Annotated in this window: 12 protein-coding genes; 1 reads left to right on the top strand and 11 read right to left on the bottom strand. The window is 65.4% G+C overall.

Annotated elements, in window-relative coordinates:
* Positions 1–97 precede the first annotated feature (97 nt).
* Positions 98–316 carry a hypothetical protein gene (locus CR105_RS29690; RefSeq protein ID WP_099786528.1) on the bottom strand — a complete coding sequence of 73 codons (219 nt, stop codon included), beginning with the start codon at positions 314–316 and terminating at the stop codon, positions 98–100.
* Positions 317–419: 103 nt separating this feature from the next.
* Positions 420–1,616, bottom strand: a complete 1,197-nt coding sequence (locus CR105_RS00790) for a hypothetical protein (RefSeq protein ID WP_099786529.1) — start codon at positions 1,614–1,616, stop codon at positions 420–422.
* A 186-nt stretch (positions 1,617–1,802) separates the two neighbouring features.
* On the opposite strand from CR105_RS00790, the gene CR105_RS00795 reads away from it, so the two are divergent.
* Positions 1,803–2,684 carry a PEP-CTERM sorting domain-containing protein gene (locus CR105_RS00795; protein WP_131021623.1) on the top strand — a complete coding sequence of 294 codons (882 nt, stop codon included), beginning with the start codon at positions 1,803–1,805 and terminating at the stop codon, positions 2,682–2,684.
* Positions 2,685–2,754: 70 nt separating this feature from the next.
* Here CR105_RS00795 and CR105_RS00800 read toward each other — a convergent pair whose 3' ends face one another.
* From CR105_RS00800 to CR105_RS00835, 9 genes are all read right to left on the bottom strand, one after another.
* Entirely contained in the window at positions 2,755–4,932 is a 2,178-nt protein-coding gene (locus tag CR105_RS00800; protein WP_099786531.1) for an ATP-binding protein, read from the bottom strand.
* A complete protein-coding gene (locus tag CR105_RS00805; protein WP_180288047.1) occupies positions 4,922–5,515 on the bottom strand; it encodes a biliverdin-producing heme oxygenase in 594 nt (197 codons plus the stop codon). Before CR105_RS00805 ends, CR105_RS00800 begins: the two co-directional genes overlap by 11 nt.
* Before the next feature lie 175 nt (positions 5,516–5,690).
* Positions 5,691–5,843, bottom strand: coding sequence for a hypothetical protein (locus tag CR105_RS28145; protein WP_180288048.1), 153 nt, complete (start codon positions 5,841–5,843; stop codon positions 5,691–5,693).
* Between the two features lie 294 nt (positions 5,844–6,137).
* A complete protein-coding gene (locus CR105_RS00810; protein WP_099786532.1) occupies positions 6,138–7,601 on the bottom strand; it encodes a glutamate synthase subunit beta in 1,464 nt (487 codons plus the stop codon).
* Positions 7,602–7,625: 24 nt separating this feature from the next.
* Positions 7,626–12,341 (bottom strand): glutamate synthase-related protein, encoded by a 4,716-nt coding sequence (locus tag CR105_RS00815; protein WP_099786533.1) that lies wholly within the window; start codon positions 12,339–12,341, stop codon positions 7,626–7,628.
* A gap of 192 nt (positions 12,342–12,533) precedes the next feature.
* On the bottom strand, positions 12,534–13,214 hold the full coding sequence (locus CR105_RS00820) for a transposase (protein ID WP_099786891.1): 681 nt from the start codon (positions 13,212–13,214) through the stop codon (positions 12,534–12,536).
* A 116-nt stretch (positions 13,215–13,330) separates the two neighbouring features.
* Positions 13,331–14,011 carry a response regulator transcription factor gene (locus CR105_RS00825; protein WP_099786534.1) on the bottom strand — a complete coding sequence of 227 codons (681 nt, stop codon included), beginning with the start codon at positions 14,009–14,011 and terminating at the stop codon, positions 13,331–13,333.
* A 96-nt stretch (positions 14,012–14,107) separates the two neighbouring features.
* Positions 14,108–15,193: a PAS domain-containing sensor histidine kinase gene (locus tag CR105_RS00830; RefSeq protein WP_099786535.1), complete on the bottom strand. Its 1,086-nt coding sequence runs from the start codon at positions 15,191–15,193 to the stop codon at positions 14,108–14,110.
* Between the two features lie 11 nt (positions 15,194–15,204).
* Positions 15,205–18,312: a DEAD/DEAH box helicase gene (locus tag CR105_RS00835; protein ID WP_099786536.1), complete on the bottom strand. Its 3,108-nt coding sequence runs from the start codon at positions 18,310–18,312 to the stop codon at positions 15,205–15,207.
* Positions 18,313–18,565 lie beyond the last annotated feature (253 nt).

Raw genomic sequence — 18,565 nt, forward strand, 5'->3', positions numbered from 1 at the left:
AAACCCTTCGCCATCATGCCTGACAGGCCGATCGTGACCGTGATCAGCGATCCGAACATGAGTCGGAAGTCGGCTATTTGCCGATCGCTCAGGCGCTTCAGATCCGAGCGGAAAGTCGCCTGGTTTTCCGTATAAGATTTCGAATATCCGAGCGAAGGAAATCGATGGCTGCTTCCAAGCGAGCCACGCGTTCGCCCAGTTCAGCCAGTTTCGATTCGACTGCGTCGAACCGTGATTCCATCGCGGTCACGCGCTGTTTCAACACGCCCATCTCAGCTGTCAGCATCGCAATTGGCGAGTGCCGAGTCTGTGCCATTACTTACCGTTGCCATCTCCACTTCTCTCCGGTGATCGAGCTCAGTTTACGACGATCGGCAGTGACGTCAAGCGCTGTTCGCCGCTGCCGCAGCCATCGCGCGCTATCTGCGCACGCGAAGCAACACCAGACCGAAGTTGGAATACGCGACGATGTCGCCGCTGTCGGACACGGCACCGGCGCCGCTGAGCACCAGGTCGCGCGGCGCGCCCGGTATGCGGGTGTTGAGGTCGACCATGCCGTCGACCGCGGTCCAGCTGAACGCGCGCGGCTCGCCGCCGCTGGTGCGGGCGAAGCCCACCACCTGGCCGGCGCCGTTGACCGAGTCGGCGCGCGACTCGGTGCCGCCGAAGGTGCCGAGCTCGCGCAGCGCCTTGCCGTCGTAGACGAAGGCGCGCGCCTCGCCCGAGGCGGTGTCGGCGTCGCCGACCACCAGGCCGGCCTCGTTGATGGCCGCGGCGAACGAGGCGGCGCCGCCGAAGGTGCCGAAGTCGACCATGGCGCCGTCGCGGTAAAGGAAGGCGTGGCGCCTGCCGTCGGCCGTGTCGGACACGCCGATGACGTGGCCGGCGTCGTTCAGGCCGTACACCAGCGATTCGGCGCCGCCAAGCGTGCCGAGCGGCTTGATGCAGCCGCAGGCTTCGTCGAAGAAACCGAGCTGGACGCGGGCGTCGCCGTGGAAGTCGCCCGCCACCTGGCCGGCGCCGTTGATGACCCAGCCGACCGACGCGCCGCCGTCAGGCGTGGCCAGCTGCTTGAGCTGGCCGTCGCGGTACAGGAAAGCGTGGCGGGCGCCGTCGGCGCCGGTGGCGTAGCCGGTGACCTGGCCGCTTTCGTTGATGTCGGCCGCGAGCGCCTCGGTGCCGCCGAAGTTGCCAAGGTCGCGCATGGTGCCGTCGTACAGGAAGGCGCGCGACCAGCCGGGGCCGAACGCGCGGCCGACCACCTGGCCGCGCTGGTTGATGGCGTGCGCCTCCGACGCGGTGCCGCCCATCGTGCCGAGGTCGATCATGGTCTTGCCGTCGTACAGGAAAGCGTGCAGGCTGCCGTCGCGCGCGTCGATGGTGCCGGCGACCTTGCCGTCGGCGGTGATGCCGTTGTGGTGGACCACCGCTTCGGTGCCCTTGCCGCCGAGCGACAGTGCGATGACATCGTAGGTGACGCCTCGGTACCTTGGCGCGCGCCGCTCGTCGTGCCGGTCATCGGCGCCGCCGCAGCCGGCCAGCGTACAGGCGATCAGCAATGCCGCCGCCCGCAACAGGCCGCGCGGCGTGAAGATTCCCGGGTTCATCATCAACATGGCCTGCTCCTCGATGGAAGGTGACTTCTGATCAGTAAGAGCGGCGGTGTGGATAAATGGTTGCGTTAGCAAAGGCAGCGGCCACGTGTCGTTGTTACGGATCAGGCGTGCGCGAAATACCTGGAAATTGCTGTCGGAAAACTTTACATACCAACGGAATAGTCAGATTGATCGATAGCCAAGTTCTTGAAACCTTTGATTATTGCTGTTATGGCACGAGAATTGCGTATGTCACATCACAACAATTATCCTGAAAGTAGAACCTCGATGAAAAATCTGACGCTCTTGACCTCCGCCGCCTTGCTGTTAATCGCCAATGCCGCTTCGGCGACCACCTTGGTCGCCAGCGATAACTTCCAGCAAGCAAACCTCGGCGCAGTGACGAATCAATCCAGCGGCACCGGCTGGGCCGGAAACTGGCAATCGGCCGCAACCGGGGCGGCGACCCCCACCGTCGTCAAGCAGGGCGCGCCGGCCGACGGCAACCAGGCGTTGCAGTTCTCGGCAAACAACGACAATGCAGCCTTCCGCGTGCTGAACCAATCGATCAGCGGCGACGTTTTCATCGATTTCATGTTCCAGTACAGCGGTAATGCGCTCGGCGACAACGATTTCCTCGGTTTGTGGATCGGCAATTGGAACGGCCCGAATATCGGCCTGAAGGGCAATTGCGGCGGCGGCACGGCAGGATGCATCAATGACGCGTTCGCACGCACCAACGGCGGCGGCGGTCCATATCTGCCAGTCAATATGCAGCAAAACGTCACGTATCATCTTTATGGCCACTTGTACAAGACCGCCAACAGCATGTTCTACAACAAGTTCGATGCCTGGATCAATCCGACCGCGCTCGAAATGAGCACCCTCGTCGACGCCGACGTCATGGCCACCGGCGCGTCGACGATTTCGTCGTTCAACACGATCGGCTTTCGCTCTGCAAACATCGATACGATCACCGTGCGCATCGATGACCTGAAAGTGTCGGTTGTGCCGGAACCAGCGTCGATCGCCCTGTTCGGTCTGGCGCTGGCCGGCATGGCAGGCGTTCGCCGCGCCAAGCGCAAGTAATTCGCCTTGCACAAAAAGCTTGCCCGTTTCGGCGGGCAAGCTTTTTTTTCGTCTGACCGATAGGTTGTTGTCACAAGCCCAAGGGTAATCGCAGGGTGAACACGATCTCCGGCGCCTCGTAGTGGTAGGCCAGATCGCCGCCGTGCCCGCGCGCGATCTGGTAGGCGATGTAGAGCCCCAGTCCGACGCCCTGGCGATTGCGCGGATTGTTCAGCGAGGTGTGCTTGAACGGGTCGAACAGTTTTTCGACCACCGCCGCCGCAATCGGCGCGCCCTGGTTGCGCACCGTGATGAGGGCGTCGGCGCCGTCGCCGTCGCGGTGCAGGCCAATCGTGACAGGCTTGCCGGCTTCGCCGTGATGGCGCGCGTTGCTCATCAGGTTGGCCAGCACCTGCACCAGGCGGTCGGCATCGACCATCGCGCAGACCGGCGCCGGCATGTCGAGCTGGAAGCGGGCGCCCGGGTGGGCGGCGCCGAGCTCCTCGACCAGGTCGGACAGCATTGCGTTCAGATCGGTCATCGCCAGCTGCATGCCCAGGCCGATGCCGGCGTTGATGCGGCTCATGTCGAGCACATGTCCGATCAGGCGCTGCATGCGGTTGCTGGACGACTTGATGCGCCGCCCGATCAGCTCGGACTGCGAACCGAGTTCGAGCATCGCGCCGGCCATGTTGATGGCCTGCAACGGGTCGCGCAGGTCGTGGCCGAGCATGGCCATCAGCTCGGTGCGCGCGCGGTCGACTTCGGCGTTGCGCGCGGCCACCGCGCGGCTGATCTTCGACAGCAGCGCGCTGGCGATGGTCAGGCTGGTGGCATCCCACGGCTCGGCGCGGCCGCGCACCGTCTGGCGCCACTCGTCGAACGAACCACGCGGAGTCAGGCGCGGGCCGAGCGGCCCGTGCACGATATTCTTTTCCGGCTTGCCGGCCCAGCGCACCGCCTCGACCTGCTCGGTGCGCAGCGCCAGCAGCACGCCCTGCGACGACGGGTCGAACGACAGCACCAGCATGCCGGCCCATTTGCCCAGCTGCGCGCGCAGCGCCTGCGGCCAGTCGGCCACGTCGTTGCGCTGGTAGAGCACCTCGCCGCTGTCCTCGATCGAGGCGAGCATCGCGCGCGCCAGGGCCGGGCCGATGTCGCCATGGCTGATCAGTTCGCCGTGCAGCGCGAGCACCAGCGCATCGGCCCGCAGCGCCGCGCACAGTTCCGGCACCAGCGGCGCGAGCGCGCGCAGCACCTGGTCTTCGTCGCTCATCGCTTCGAGCACGCGCGAGCCGAGTTCGGCGGCGCGCTCGATGCCGGCCGCCTGGCCGCGCGCCTCGAGCGTCTGCACGCTCGAGGCGAGCACCTGGGCCAGCACGTCGGTGGCCATGCGGATCGAGTAAGGCACCTGGCGCGGCGCCATGTGGTGGCAGGCGAGCATGCCCCACAGGCGCCCGCCGACGACGATCGAAATGCTCATCGACGCATGCACGCCCATGTTCTGCAGGTATTCGACGTGGATCGGCGAGACGCTGCGCAGCACGCCGTGGCTCATGTCGAGCGGGGCGTCGCCGTCGCGGCCCAGCAGCGGCACCGGCAGATAGCCGACATCGCTGATCAGGCGCAGCGAGTTGATCAGGTACAGGCGGCGCGCCTGCGCCGGGATGTCGCTGGCCGGGTAGCGCCGCCCCAGGTAGGGCTCGATCGTGTCGTCGCACGCTTCGGCGACGACGTCGCCGCTGTCGTCGTGGCGGAAGCGGTAGGCCATGACGCGGTCGAAGCCGGTCAGCTGGCGCACCTGCTGCACCACCATGTTCAGCAGCGCATCGACCGACTGCTGGCGCTTGAGGCGGTCGATGGCGGCATGCGCCTTCAGCGCGAACGAGGCGACGACGTCGGAACTCAAGGCGCGGCGCTCGAATTCGGCGATGATGCGGCCCTGGTAGGCGTGCACGATGCAGTCGAACTCCTGAGCACCGATGGTCACTTCGCAGGCCAGCGGCATGGTTTCGCCGGCGTCGAGATCGGCGCCGGCCTCGTGGATCAGTTCGACGGCGGCAAGCGGCAGGTTCAGCGCGGCCAGCTCGGCGCCAAGCGTCGGCCGCGCGCCGATCAGGTCGGCGCAGTTGGCCCTCCACGCCATCAGCAGGCGCTCGGCGCTGAAGGCCAACAGCGCGCCGTTCGGCTGGATCGAGCCGGGGATGTGGATCGGTTCGGCGGCGCAGTTGGCCAGCGTCAGGTCGGGCGCCAGGCCGTTACTGTTCATGGGCGGCGTCCATCAGCGCCAGCAGGCTGTCGAACGCATCGCGGGCGCCGGCGCAGGCATCGGCGACGGCGCATGGGGTCTTGACATCGGCGCGCAGTTCGGCCAGGAACTGCTGCCAGCGCGCGCCGACCGCGGCGCCGTCGGCGCCGAGATAGGTTAATGGATGGGGGGCAAGCACGCCGCGCAGGCGCTTGAACAGCACCGCGCCGCCCAGTTGCGAGCCTTCGACGACGTAGCACACGCCCCAGCGGTAGGCGGGACTGGCGCCATCGGCCCAGCTTGGCGGGTCGAACAGCGGCAACGACGCCTGGGCCGGCATGGCCCGATCGGCCAGGTCGGCGGCGATGATGGCCGCGCGCGATCGCGGCGGCAGGCGTGCCGGATCCTGCGGACCGTCGTGGTAGGCGGCCAGCCATGCTTCGATCGGCGCCAGCCATGCGTGCAGCAGCGCCAGGTGCGCGCCGTAATCGGCCAGTGACGGCGCCGCGGCCGCCAGCGGCATGGCGCGGTCGAGAATATCGTGGCGGTCGGCCGTGGCGCGGCGAAGCGCGCCCAGTACATCGAGTTCGACTACGTCTGACACCTTTTCCAACCCCACCTCGCACTTCGACAACGGTTGGGATGGAAGGTTTTCCACCAGCCGACCGCATGTCAGGGCGAAATCGTATCACGCGAACCGATCACGCGGGCGCGGCGAGGGTGGAATGGTCAAATGAGCAGCGGGCGGGCGCACAGATGGCCCGCCCGGGGACGTGCGGCTAGCCCGTGGTGCAGCCGCAAGGCGGCTTCGGCACCGGCGGCGGCTGGGACGAGTCATTGTCGCCACCGCAACCGGTGAGCGCGCCGGCCAGTGCTGCCGCCGCGACCAGCATCGATACACGGGCCGAGATTTTTGCAAGTGAACTGAACATGATCTACTCCTTGTTTTGAGCGGGAACTTAAGATCAGTATGGTCACCAGACTGGCGTTTTGATTGCGACAGGGACGGTCGAGTTCGCCAGACATTTGTGGCGACTCAGGCAGATGCCAAATCGGCATGCCACCCGGAATTGGTTGAATACGGGAAGAAGGAACGCGGCTTTAAAAAAGCTGGGGTCAGGTTGACATTCGGCTTAAAAAAGCTGGGGTCAGGTCTGACATTCGGACATTCATGCGTGAATGTCCGAATGTCAGACCTGACCCCAGCGTTGCAGCGGTAGTGGAGACTAGCGCGGCAGGACCGACGAACCCATCAGGAATTCGTCGACCGCGCGGGCGCACTGGCGACCTTCGCGGATCGCCCACACCACCAGCGACTGGCCACGGCGCATGTCGCCGGCGGCAAATACCTTCGGCACCGAGGTGGCGTAGCTGTTGTCGCCGTCGGTGCTGGCGCGCGCATTGCCGCGGGCGTCTTTCTCGACGCCGAAAGCATCGAGCACCTGTTGCACGGGCGACACGAAGCCCATCGCCAGCAACACCAGGTCGGCCTTCATCTCGAATTCGGAGTCGGGCACTTCGACCATCTTGCCGTCCTTCCATTCGACGCGGCAGGCGATCAGCTTCTCGACCTTGCCGCCCTTGCCTTCGAAGCGCTTGGTGGCCACGGCCCAGTCGCGCTCGCAGCCTTCTTCGTGCGACGACGAGGTGCGCAGCTTGGTCGGCCAGTACGGCCACACCAGCGGCTTGTTCTCCGTTTCGGGCGGCTGCGGCATCAGTTCGAACTGGGCCACCGAGGCGGCGCCATGGCGATTCGACGTGCCGACGCAGTCGGAACCGGTGTCGCCGCCGCCAATGACGACGACGTTCTTGCCGCCCGCCTTGATCTGGTCCTTGAGCTTGTCGCCGGCGTTGACCTTGTTTTGCAGCGGCAGGAAGTCCATGGCGAAATGCACGCCCTTGAGCTCGCGGCCAGGCACCGGCAGGTCGCGCGGCTGCTCGGCGCCGCCGGCGATGATGACGGCGTCGAACTCTTTTTCGAGGTCTTCAGGGAAGATCGTTTCCTTGGCCCAGTTGTTGACCGACGCCGGAAAGTCCTTGCCGACCAGCACGCTGGTGCGGAAGATCACGCCTTCGGCCTGCATCTGCTCGATGCGGCGGTCGATGTGCGACTTCTCCATCTTGAAGTCGGGGATGCCGTAGCGCAGCAGGCCGCCAAGGCGGTCGCTCTTTTCGAACACTGTCACGGCGTGGCCGGCGCGCGCCAGCTGCTGCGCCGCGGCAAGGCCGGCGGGGCCGGAACCGACCACGGCGACCTTCTTGCCCGTCAACGCTTCAGGCGGCTGCGGCACCACCCAGCCGTGCTCCCAGCCGGTGTCGATGATCTTGTGCTCGATCGACTTGATGCCGACCGGATCGTCGTTGATGCCGAGCGTACAGGCCGATTCGCACGGCGCCGGGCAGACGCGGCCGGTGAACTCGGGGAAGTTGTTGGTCGAGTGCAAGTTGTCGAGCGCGGCGCGGTACTGGTTGTGATACACCAGGTCGTTCCAGTCGGGAATGACGTTGTTGACCGGGCAGCCGGTGTGGCAGAACGGAATGCCGCAATCCATGCAGCGCGCCGCCTGGTGCTTGGCCTGGCCGTCGGTCAGGTGCAGCACGAACTCCTGGTAATTCTTCAGGCGCGCAACAGGGGCGAGGTACTCCTCTTCCTCGCGCTGGAATTCCATGAAACCGGTGATTTTACCCACGATAAATCCTTTTGTTTGTGTGCATCAGGCGGCGATTTTCTCGGCCGCTTCTTCCATGCTGCTGTTGTGCATTTCTTCCAGCGCGCGCTTGTAGTCGGTCGGGAATACCTTGACGAACTTGGCGCGGCCTTCGGCCCAGTTGTCGAGCAGGTAGCGCGCCCGCGTGCTGCCGGTGTGCTTGAAGTGGCGCTCGATCAGGCGCTTCAGGATCGCTTCGTCGGACTCACGCTCGCTGTCGCGGCTCTGGCTGTGCCAGCCGGAAACGTCGCCCTGGTCCTTGGCGCTGTGCACCCGCTCGAGGTTGACCATCGTCGTGTTGCAACGCTTCTCGAAGTCGCCGGCCGGATCGTAGACATACGCCACGCCGCCCGACATGCCGGCGGCGAAGTTGCGCCCGGTGGCGCCGAGCACGACGACGGTGCCACCGGTCATGTACTCGCAGCCGTGGTCGCCGCAGCCTTCGACCACCGTCGTCGCGCCCGAGTTGCGCACTGCGAAGCGTTCACCGGCCACGCCGTTGAAGAACGCTTCGCCGGAAATCGCGCCGTACAGCACGGTGTTGCCGACGATGATGTTGTCGACCGCCCAGCCGCGGAACTCGGTGTTCGGCCGCACGATGATGCGCCCGCCCGACAAGCCCTTGCCAACGTAGTCGTTGCCTTCGCCGACCAGGTCGAGCGTGATGCCGGCGGCCAGGAACGCCGCCGCCGACTGGCCCGCGGTGCCCTGCAGCTGGATGTGGATGGTGTCGTCCGGCAAGCCGGCATGGCCGTAGCGCTTGGCCACTTCGCCCGACAGCATCGTGCCGACCGTGCGATTGACGTTGCGCACTGGCGAGATGAACGAGACGCGCTCGCCTTTTTCCAGCGCGGCGCGGGCCTGCGCGATCAGCTTGTGGTCGAGCGCCTTTTCGAGGCCGTGTTCCTGCTGCTCGGTATGGTAGTTGGTCATGCCTGGCAGCGCTTTCGGCTGGTAGAAGATGGCGGCGAAGTCGAGCCCCTGCGCCTTCCAGTGCGTGATCGCCTTCGACTTGTCGAGCAGGTCGGCGCGGCCGATGAGCTCGTCGTAGGTGCGGATGCCGAGCTGCGCCATCAGCTGGCGCGCTTCTTCGGCGACGAAGAAGAAATAATTGACCACGTGCTCGGGCTTGCCGGAGAACTTGGCGCGCAGCACCGGGTCCTGGGTGGCAACGCCAACCGGGCAAGTGTTCAGGTGGCACTTGCGCATCATGATGCAACCTTCGACCACCAGCGGCGCGGTCGCGAAACCAATCTCGTCGGCGCCGAGCATGGCGGCAATGACCACGTCGCGGCCGGTCTTCATCTGGCCATCGGCCTGCACGCGGATGCGGCTGCGTAAACCATTGAGCACCAGGGTCTGCTGCGTTTCGGCCAGGCCCAGCTCCCATGGCGTGCCGGCGTGCTTGACCGACGACAATGGCGAGGCGCCGGTGCCGCCGTCATGGCCGGCGACGACGACGTGGTCGGCCTTGGCCTTGGTGACGCCGGCGGCGACCGTGCCGATGCCCACTTCCGACACCAGCTTGACCGAGATCGAGGCGCGCGGGTTGGCGTTTTTCAGGTCATGGATCAGCTGCGCCAGGTCTTCGATCGAATAGATGTCGTGGTGCGGCGGCGGCGAAATCAGGCCCACGCCCGGCACCGAAAAGCGCAGGCTGGCGATGTAGTCGGACACCTTGTGGCCGGGCAGCTGGCCGCCCTCGCCGGGCTTGGCGCCCTGCGCCATCTTGATCTGGATCTGGTCGGCCGAGTTCAGGTATTCGGCGGTGACGCCGAAGCGGCCCGACGCCACCTGCTTGATACGCGAACGCAACGAGTCGCCGTCCTGCAACGGGATGTCGACGACCACATTGCCGGCGCCGATGACCGACGACATCGTCTGGCCCTGCTTGATCGGAATGCCTTTCAGTTCCTGCGTGTAGCGGGCCGGATCTTCGCCGCCTTCGCCGGTATTGCTCTTGCCGCCGATGCGGTTCATGGCGATGGCCAGGGTGGCGTGCGCCTCGGTCGAGATCGAGCCGAGCGACATGGCGCCGGTGGCGAAACGCTTGACGATTTCCTTGGCCGGCTCGACTTCGTCGATCGAAATTGCGCGGGTCGGATCGAGCTTGAACTCGAACAGGCCGCGCAAGGTCAGGTGGCGGCGGCTCTGGTCGTTGATCAGCTGCGCGTACTCTTTATAGGTCGAGAAGTTGTTGGCGCGCGTGGCGTGCTGCAGCTTGGCAATCGCGTCCGGCGTCCACATGTGTTCTTCGCCGCGCACGCGGTAGGCGTATTCGCCGCCGGCATCGAGCTTGTCGGCCAGCACCGGATCTTCGCCGAACGCCAGCGAGTGCAGGCGCAGCGCTTCCTCGGCCACTTCGAACACGCCGATGCCTTCGACGCTGGACGAGGTGCCTTTGAAATACTTGTCGACCAGCGACTTGTTCAGGCCGATGACTTCGAAGATCTGCGCGCCGCAATACGACATGTAGGTCGAGATGCCCATCTTCGACATCACCTTCATCAGGCCCTTGCCGATGGCCTTGGTGTAGTTGTACACCGCCGTCTCGGCCGTGTTGTCGCCGGCCAGGTCGTGCGCCAGTTCGGCCAGCGTTTCCATCGCCAGGTACGGGTGCACCGCTTCGGCGCCGTAGCCGGCAAGCAGCGCGAAGTGGTGGGTTTCGCGCGCCGAACCGGTTTCCACCACCAGGCCGGTGGAGGCGCGCAGGCCGCGGCCGACCAGGTGCTGGTGGATGGTCGATGTAGCCAGCAGCGCGGGAATGGCGACCTGCTCGGCCGACACGTTTCGGTCGGAAACGATCAGGATGTTGTGGCCCGACTTGACGGCGTCGACCGCTTCGGCGCACAGCGACGCGAGCGACGCTTCGATGCCTTCCTTGCCCCACGATACCGGGTAGCAAATGTTCAGCTCGTACGACTTGAACTTGCCGCCGGTGTGCAGGCTGATGCTGCGCAGGCGCGCCATGTCGTTAAAGCCCAGCACCGGCTGCGACACTTCGAGGCGCATCGGCGGGTTGACGTTGTTGGTGTCGAGCAGGTTCGGCTTGGGGCCGATGAACGACACCAGCGACATCACCATCGCTTCGCGGATCGGGTCGATCGGCGGGTTGGTGACCTGGGCGAACAGCTGCTTGAAGTAGTTGTACAACGGCTTCAATTTGTTCGACATCACCGCCAGCGGCGAGTCGTTGCCCATCGAGCCGGTCGCTTCTTCGCCCAGCAGCGCCATCGGCGTCATCAGGAATTTCAGGTCTTCCTGGGTGTAGCCGAATGCCTGCTGGCGGTCGAGCAGGCTGGCGGCAGTCTTCTCGCCCTGCGCCGGCGTATCCCTGGCGCGGTTGTGCGCCAGCTGGCTTTCCGACAGCTTGATTTCGTTGAGCTTGATGCGCACCGAGTTGATCCACGCCTTGTACGGCTTGGCGTTGGCGTAGGTGTCTTTCAGTTCCTTGTCGTCGATGATGCGGCCCGCTTCCAGGTCGATCAGGAACATCTTGCCCGGCTGCAGGCGCCACTTCTGGATGATCTTCGACTCCGGAATCGGCAGCACGCCGGACTCGGAGGCCATCACCACCAGGTCGTCGTCGGTGACGATGTAGCGGGCAGGGCGCAAGCCGTTGCGGTCGAGCGTGCCGCCGATGTGGCGCCCGTCGGTGAACGCCATCGCGGCCGGGCCGTCCCACGGCTCCATCATCGCGGCGTGGTACTCGTAGAAAGCGCGGCGGTTGTCGTCCATCATGGTGTGGTTTTCCCACGCTTCCGGGATCATCATCATCATCGCCTGGGCGATCGGGTAGCCGGCCATGATCAGCAGCTCGAGCGCATTGTCGAAGCAGGCGGTGTCGGACTGGCCTTCGTAGATCAGCGGGAACAACTTGTGCAGGTCGTCGCCCAGCACGGCCGACTTCATCACGCCTTCGCGCGCGCGCATCCAGTTGAAGTTGCCCTTGACGGTGTTGATCTCGCCGTTGTGGGCGATCAGGCGGTACGGGTGGGCCAGCGGCCACTCCGGGAACGTGTTGGTCGAGAAACGCTGGTGCACCAGCGCCAGCGCCGAGATGCAGCGCGGATCTTGCAGGTCCTTGTAATAGACGCCGACCTGGTCGGCCAGCAGCAGACCCTTGTAGACGATCGTGCGGGCCGACATCGACGGCACGAAGAACTCTTTGCCGTGCAGCAGCTTGAGCGCCTGGATGGCGTGGCCGGACGACTTGCGGATCACATACAGTTTGCGTTCGAGCGCGTCGGTGACCATGATGTCCGGGCCGCGGCCGATGAAGATCTGGCGGATCACCGGTTCCTTGGCGCGCACGGTCGGCGACATTGGCATGGCCTCGTCGATCGGCACATTGCGCCAGCCGAGCACGACCTGGCCTTCGATGCGGGCGGCGCGTTCAATTTCCTGTTCGCAGGCGATGCGCGACGCGTTTTCCTTTGGCAGGAAGACCATGCCGACGCCGTATTCGCCAGGCGGCGGCAGTTCGACGCCTTGCTTGGCCATCTCGTCGCGGTAGTACTGGTCGGGAATCTGGATCAGGATGCCGGCGCCGTCACCCATCAGCTTGTCGGCGCCGACGGCGCCCCGGTGATCGAGGTTTTTCAGGATCAGCAGGCCCTGCTCGATGATGGAGTGGCTTTTGTTGCCCTTGATATGGGCGATGAAACCGACACCACAGGCATCGTGTTCATTCGAAGGATCGTACAAACCTTGGGCAATCATGCGCGTTCTCCACAGCTATTTCGGGTGAAGGACGAGAATAGTGCAATGCAGCAGAAACCGTCAACCGAAACAATTAGGGTCGGAGTCGAATTAAACCGGCCAGCGTCACCGCTATAATTAAATGGGGACATGGTGAGCTGCCGCTTCGAAAGCTCAGCAGGATTGCCGCCTCCGTGTTGCAATGACGCCGGATCAGGATTGCGCGGCGTTGACCTTGAACGGCCGACCCCGTTTGGCCGGCAACACCTGCCGCTTCGCCTTGTGCTGCAACTCGGCCTTGAACGCGTCCGACCCCAGCGGCCAGCCCTTGAGCACCGCCGCCTCGATCACCTGCAACTGCGCCGCCGTCAGCGCCCGCTCCGCCAGTTCCTTGTACGCCGCCTCGCGCTGGAACGGCGTATTGCCGAGCGCCCAATACAGCGCGTGGTCGGTGATGAGCGGATCCGGCCGCACGCCCGAGTGATGCTCGTAGCTCGAGCAGGCATGGCCGGCGCCCTGCGCGCGCAACTCCATATACAGGCTGCACTGCATGAGAAAGTGTTCGGCATCGATTACCGACGTCTTGAAGCGTCCCTGGAACAGGCTGCCGGAGCGGCCATACTTGGCATTAAACCAGGGCACATAATAGCGGCCGACCCGCTGCATCGCCTGGGCCAGGCCGTCGGCGTCGGCCGGCGTGGCGAGCAACTGCCACTGGTCCGGCGTCAACACGTAGGCATGGATGGCAACCTTGTATTCCTTCGCGCTTTCCTTCAGCCAACCGAGGAAGCGCTGATAATCCTCCGGCTCGCGGAAGATCAGCTGGCGGTCGTTGCCATGCTGGATGAGGTGGTGGGGCTGGTGCGGAACGACGAGTCGGGGAAGGCGGGCCATGGCGGTCAAAATCGGGGAGATCCACCGATTCTAACCGAACAAGATAACCCTGTCCCTATTAATACAATGCCGGTGGCATCGACGCGTCGACTCTGTCCCCGTTAATTGCGCCAGCCCTAGGACAGCGTGAAGCCGGCTGACAGGCTATAGCCCTCGCCGTAGGCGCTGCGCAGCGGCAGGTCCTGGCCGAGGCCGCTGCGCGCTTTCTTGCGCAGGCGGTACACCAGCATGTCGACGCGGCGGCTGGCGTCAGGATCGTCGCCCCCCATGCCGGCAACGATAACCTGACGCGGCACCGGCCGGGTGTTAATCGTCAGCAGGTGGAGGAAGTTGCATTCTTTCTCGGTAAGGTCGATCACCGTCCCCATCAATTCAAGTTGGCGAGCACTCACTCGCAGCGTCCACTTGCTCGGCATGGCGATCGGCTCGTGCGGGCGCACGCGGCGGTCGAGCGCCTCGATGTGGGCGGCCAGCTCGGGGAACTTGATCGGCTTGGTCAGATAGTGGTCGGCGCCGAGGCGCAGGCCGAGGATGCGGTTGTCGAAGGCAACACGGCCGGTCAGCACCAGCAACCCGATTTCGGGATACAACTGGCGCATGCGGGGAATCACGTTGAAGCCGTCCTCGTCGGGCAGGCCGAGGTCAAGCACGACTACCGCCGCCGGCGTCTTCGTCAGCGCGGCCCACATTTCGCCCGCGGTGGTAGCGATCGTTACTTCATGGTTCAGCTCAACCAGGAACTCGGCCATGTCACCGGCGTATTCGCCGTTGTCTTCCACGATCAGTATCTGCGTCATGCGTTGGCCATTCTATTATCTTATAAACCATGGACGTTTTTAGAGTCCAAATGCCAACCGGTAATTGTTACTGGAATTATCACTGCTGTACACGCTTCATGCAACATCTTTCCCTGGAACATCACGAACAGGCAGCCAAATGCGGAAAATCGCGCCCTCCCTACCCGCATTGCATACCGATAAGGTGCCGCCGTGCACCTCGACGACCGATCTCGCCATGTACAGGCCGAGCCCGGAGCCTGGCCGCGCGCCGGCATTGGCGCCGCGGTAAGCCTTGGCGAAGATGTGCTCGGCTTCTTCAGGCGGCACGCCGGCGCCGTGGTCGCGCACCAGCAATTCGACGCCGCCATCGAGGCGGCGGCCGGACAGTTCGATCGGGCGCGTTGCCGGACCGTATTGCAGCGCATTGTCCATCAGCACTTTGAGCGCCAGCCGCAGGCCCTGCGGCTCGCAACGCAGCAGCGCCGGCAGGTCGCCCGGCGCGACTGTCACCGCGCGCCCGGCCGCGCGCGCCAGTTGCGCGCCTTCATCGAGCAGCTGGCGCGGGTCGATGCGGTCGGCCGGGCGGCGCACGTCGCAGGCTTCAATGCGGTCGGGCGACAGGTATTCGTCGAGCATGCCGATCAGCCGCTCGACCGCTTTGGAAATGCGGCGGTAGCGCTCGCGGGTGGGCTGGTCGGCATTGACACCGGTAACTTCGAGGCGCTGGATGGCGCCATCGATGCTCGACAGCGGCGTGCGAAATTCATGGTTGAGCATGCTGGCGAAGCGGCGCTGGCCGGCTTCGTGCTCGCGCCGCGCGCCGAGGTCGCGCACGATGCCGACCAGCGACGCCGGCTGGCCCGCCGCGTCGGTCAGCACGCTGGAGATGATTTCGACCGGCACGCTGTGCCCATCCCGGTGCGGCTGGTCGAACTGGCGCGCCACGCGCAGCCGCGACAGGTCGCCGCCGGCCAGCCGCGCCAGGCGCCGCGGCAGGCCGGCGCACAGCGCGGCGAGCGGGCCGTTGGCGCCGCCGTCGGCCAAGCAGCGGTGAAAGTCGTCGTAGCCGTAGCCGAGCAATTGCTCGATGGACGCGCTGATGTAAGTGGGCAACCCGGTCGCGCAATCGACAACCCATGCAACGTCGCCGCCGATTTCAGCGATGACACGGAACTGTTCGGCGGCGGTGCTCGGGGTCATCGGCAGTCTCTCTATTCTTCGAGTGGAGCGAAAATTTGCTGCAGGTCTTCCTGCGTGAGCACCAGTTTTTGCGATTCGCCATCGGCCAGGATCGATTGCGCCAGGTCCGATTTCTTTTGCTGCAGCAGCTGGATCTTTTCCTCCAGCGTGCCCTTGGCGATCAGCTTGTAGACGAACACCGGCTTGTCCTGGCCGATGCGCCAGGCGCGGTCGGTGGCCTGGTTCTCGGCGGCCGGATTCCACCACGGATCGTAGTGGATCACGGTGTCGGCCGCGGTCAGGTTCAGGCCGACTCCGCCGGCCTTCAGGCTGATCAGGAAAATCGGCACCGCGCCCTGCTGGAACGCGGCCACCTGGGCGGCGCGGTCCTTGGTGTCGCCGGTCAGCAGCGCGTACGGGATGCGGCGCGCGTCGAGCTCTTCCTGGATGAGCGCGAGCATGCTGGTGAACTGCGAGAACACGAGGATCTTGCGGCCCTCGTCGAGCAGGTCGTCGACCATCTGCATCAGGTCGATCAGCTTGGCCGAGCCCGATTCCTTCTTGCGCGACGGCAGCGCCTTGACCAGCCGCGGATCGCAGCAGACCTGGCGCAGCTTCAGCAGCGCCTCGAGGATCACGATCTGGCTGCGCGCCACACCCTTCTTGTCGATCTCGTCGCGCACCTTCTTGTCCATGGCCAGGCGCACCGTTTCGTACAGGTCGCGCTGGGCGCCGGACAGCTCGACCTTGCGCACCATCTCCGTCTTCGGCGGCAGTTCCTTGGCGACATTGTCTTTTGTCCTGCGCAGCAGGAACGGCTTGATGCGCCGGTTCAGCAGCGCGCGCCGCAGCGGATCGTCCTGGCGCTCGATCGGGTGACGGAACTGAGCGTTGAAAGTCTTCTCGTCGCCCAGCAGGCCAGGCAGCAGGAAGTGGAACTGCGACCACAGTTCGCCGAGATGGTTCTCGAGCGGCGTGCCGGTCAGGCACAGCCGGTGGCGCGAGGTCAGCAGGCCGGCGCTTTGCGCCGCCTTCGAGCGGTTGTTCTTGATGTAGTGCGATTCGTCGAGGATCACCAGGTGGTAGCTGTGCTCGCGCAGCTTTTCCTCGTCGCGCGGCAGCAGCGCGTAGGTCGTCAGCACCAGGTCGCACTGGTCGATCTGGTCGAACAGCTCGAGCCGCTCCTTGCCTTGCAGCAGCAGCACGCGCAGGCCGGGGGCGAAGCGCGCCGCCTCGTCCTGCCAGTTGGTCATCAGGCTGGTCGGGGCGATCACCAGCGCCGGGCTGGTCAGGCGGCCGGCTTCCTTCTCGACCAGGATGTGGGCCAGGGTCTGCACCGTCTTGCCCAGGCCCATGTCGTCGGCGAGGATGCCGGCCAGGTCGTATTCGCGCAGGAACTGCATCCACGCCAGGCCGTCGGCCTGGTAGTCGCGCAAGGTCGCCTGCAGGCCGGCCGGCGCCGCCACCTTCTGCACCGAGCCGAACAGGCTGAGCTTGCGGCCGGTCTCGCGCAGCTGCTCGCCGCCGAACCAGCGCAGGGAGGTGCCGCGCGCCAGTTCTTCGAGCCGGCCGGCGTCGAGCGTTGACAGGCGCACGCGGTTCTTGATCTTGTCGCTGAAATACAACTCGCCGAGGGTGGCGAGGATCGGTTTCAGCCGCCCCCACGGCAGCGCCACGCGCAGGCCGTCGGGCAAGGTCGCCAGCATCTGGTCCGCTTCGCCGTGCGCGGCCAGCACGTCGGGGTCGAAGTCGCTCGGCGCGCTGCGGATCAGCTGCACCAGCACCGGCAGCAGCGGCACCCGTTTCTGGTTGACCACGATGCCCAGTTCCAGCTCGAACCAGGCGTTGCCCGCTTCGGCCGGCTGATCGATTTCGGCGTACCAGTCTTGCACCTCCACGACGTCGTAGCGGTAATGCCTGGAGCGCTGCAGCTGCCAGCCGGCCTCAAGCAGCGTGTCGATCTCGCCGGCGGCAAAGCGCAGCCAGTGGGCCTGGCTTTCCAGTTGCAGCGCGCCGGTCAGCCCGTTGAGCGGCGGCGTCGATGGCTTGCGGAACCCGAGCTCGGTCAGCATCGCCAGCGCCGCGGCCTCGGCATCGGCGTCGCGCGCCATCACTTCGGTGACGTCGCCGATCTGGCGCACCACGCGCTGGGCCGGGTCGAACGAGACACGCTCGCCGTCGTAATCGTAGGACAGCACCGCGACGTCGTGCCAGCGCTGCAGCATGCCGTCGGCCAGCTGGACCGAATCGAGCAGCAGGTGCGGGCGCGGCTTGACGTCGTCGCGCAGGCGCTGGGTCAGCGGCTGCGGCAGCGGCATCAGTTGCTGCAGGCCGTGCGCGAGCAGCAACTGCGACACGCGCCGCTTGTCGCTGCCGGTCAGCGCCGGCGCCTGCGCCACTAGCGCCTGCAGTTCGGCCAGCGAAATGTCGACGCCGCCGCGGTTCAGTTCCAGCGCACCGCACGACAGGTTGTCGATGTACCACGGCGGATCGGTCGGCAGCATGTAGTCGATCTGGTCGGCGGCGCTGTGGGTGGCGCCGGGCGCCGGCTCGACCTGCCAGCCGAGGCGCGCGGTGCGCCCTTCGTCGCGCCACACCAGGTTGGCCTTGCGCACCGGACCGGCCTGCAGCGGGTACACCAGGCCGCTGGACATGTCGGGCCACGAATTGGCCCACAGCAGTTTGTCTTGTTCCAGCAACATCTGCAGCAGGATCGCGCCGATCTTGCCCTTCGGCTCGGTGGCGGTGCTGCTTTGCGAGGCGCCGCTGCGCATGGCGATGAAAAAGCGCACCAGGTCTTCGTCGTCGCCTTCGAGGTAGCCCGGCGGCGCCGACAGCAGCGAGAACACCTCCGACACCGGGCTGGCGGCGGCCACTTCGCCGTTCGGCCGCAGGCGCGCCTTGCACAGGCACAGGGCGACGTGGCGGCCGCCGCTGGTGGGCGCGAGCACATAGACGAACTTGTACTGGGCGGTCTTCGGATCCTTGACTTCGACGGTCAGCTTCGGCTGCGGATGGGCCGCGGCATCGACCCGCTGCAGCCAGCTGGCCACCGGGGCGGCCAGCGGTGGCGGCGCTGCCGCCGGCTGGGCCGGCGCGGCCGCGGGAGCATCAGGAGGGGCGTCGCGCATCAAATCCATTGTTCGCATCGTTCTTTGCACTCTGTATCAAAAAAGACAAGACCCGATATTATGCGTCATCCCGAGGCACTTGTTTTGTTCCATTTGTCCGCACTGCAAAAGATTACAAAATGCAACAGTCGCAAGTGCCCGGTCGGCCATGTTGCACAGGCAGCCGGAAGCGTTGGTCTGACATCATCGCCTCAAACCGTCGCCAAAACAAGCCGGTCAGGTCAAGAGGGGACAGCCGGCTCGGGAGTAGGCGGGCCGCACG

It is taken from the genome of Massilia eurypsychrophila (assembly GCF_002760655.1).
Lineage (GTDB): Bacteria > Pseudomonadota > Gammaproteobacteria > Burkholderiales > Burkholderiaceae_D > JAFCUW01.

Coding starts and splice junctions, on each gene's coding strand:
- CR105_RS00825 (WP_099786534.1), bottom strand. CDS start 14,011: ATGACGCAGATACTGATCGTGGAAGACAACGGCGAATACGCCGGTGAC.
- CR105_RS00820 (WP_099786891.1), bottom strand. CDS start 13,214: ATGGCCCGCCTTCCCCGACTCGTCGTTCCGCACCAGCCCCACCACCTC.
- CR105_RS00790 (WP_099786529.1), bottom strand. CDS start 1,616: ATGTTGATGATGAACCCGGGAATCTTCACGCCGCGCGGCCTGTTGCGG.
- CR105_RS00800 (WP_099786531.1), bottom strand. CDS start 4,932: ATGAACAGTAACGGCCTGGCGCCCGACCTGACGCTGGCCAACTGCGCC.
- CR105_RS28145 (WP_180288048.1), bottom strand. CDS start 5,843: ATGTTCAGTTCACTTGCAAAAATCTCGGCCCGTGTATCGATGCTGGTC.
- CR105_RS00815 (WP_099786533.1), bottom strand. CDS start 12,341: ATGATTGCCCAAGGTTTGTACGATCCTTCGAATGAACACGATGCCTGT.
- CR105_RS00835 (WP_099786536.1), bottom strand. CDS start 18,312: ATGGATTTGATGCGCGACGCCCCTCCTGATGCTCCCGCGGCCGCGCCG.
- CR105_RS29690 (WP_099786528.1), bottom strand. CDS start 316: ATGGCACAGACTCGGCACTCGCCAATTGCGATGCTGACAGCTGAGATG.
- CR105_RS00830 (WP_099786535.1), bottom strand. CDS start 15,193: ATGACCCCGAGCACCGCCGCCGAACAGTTCCGTGTCATCGCTGAAATC.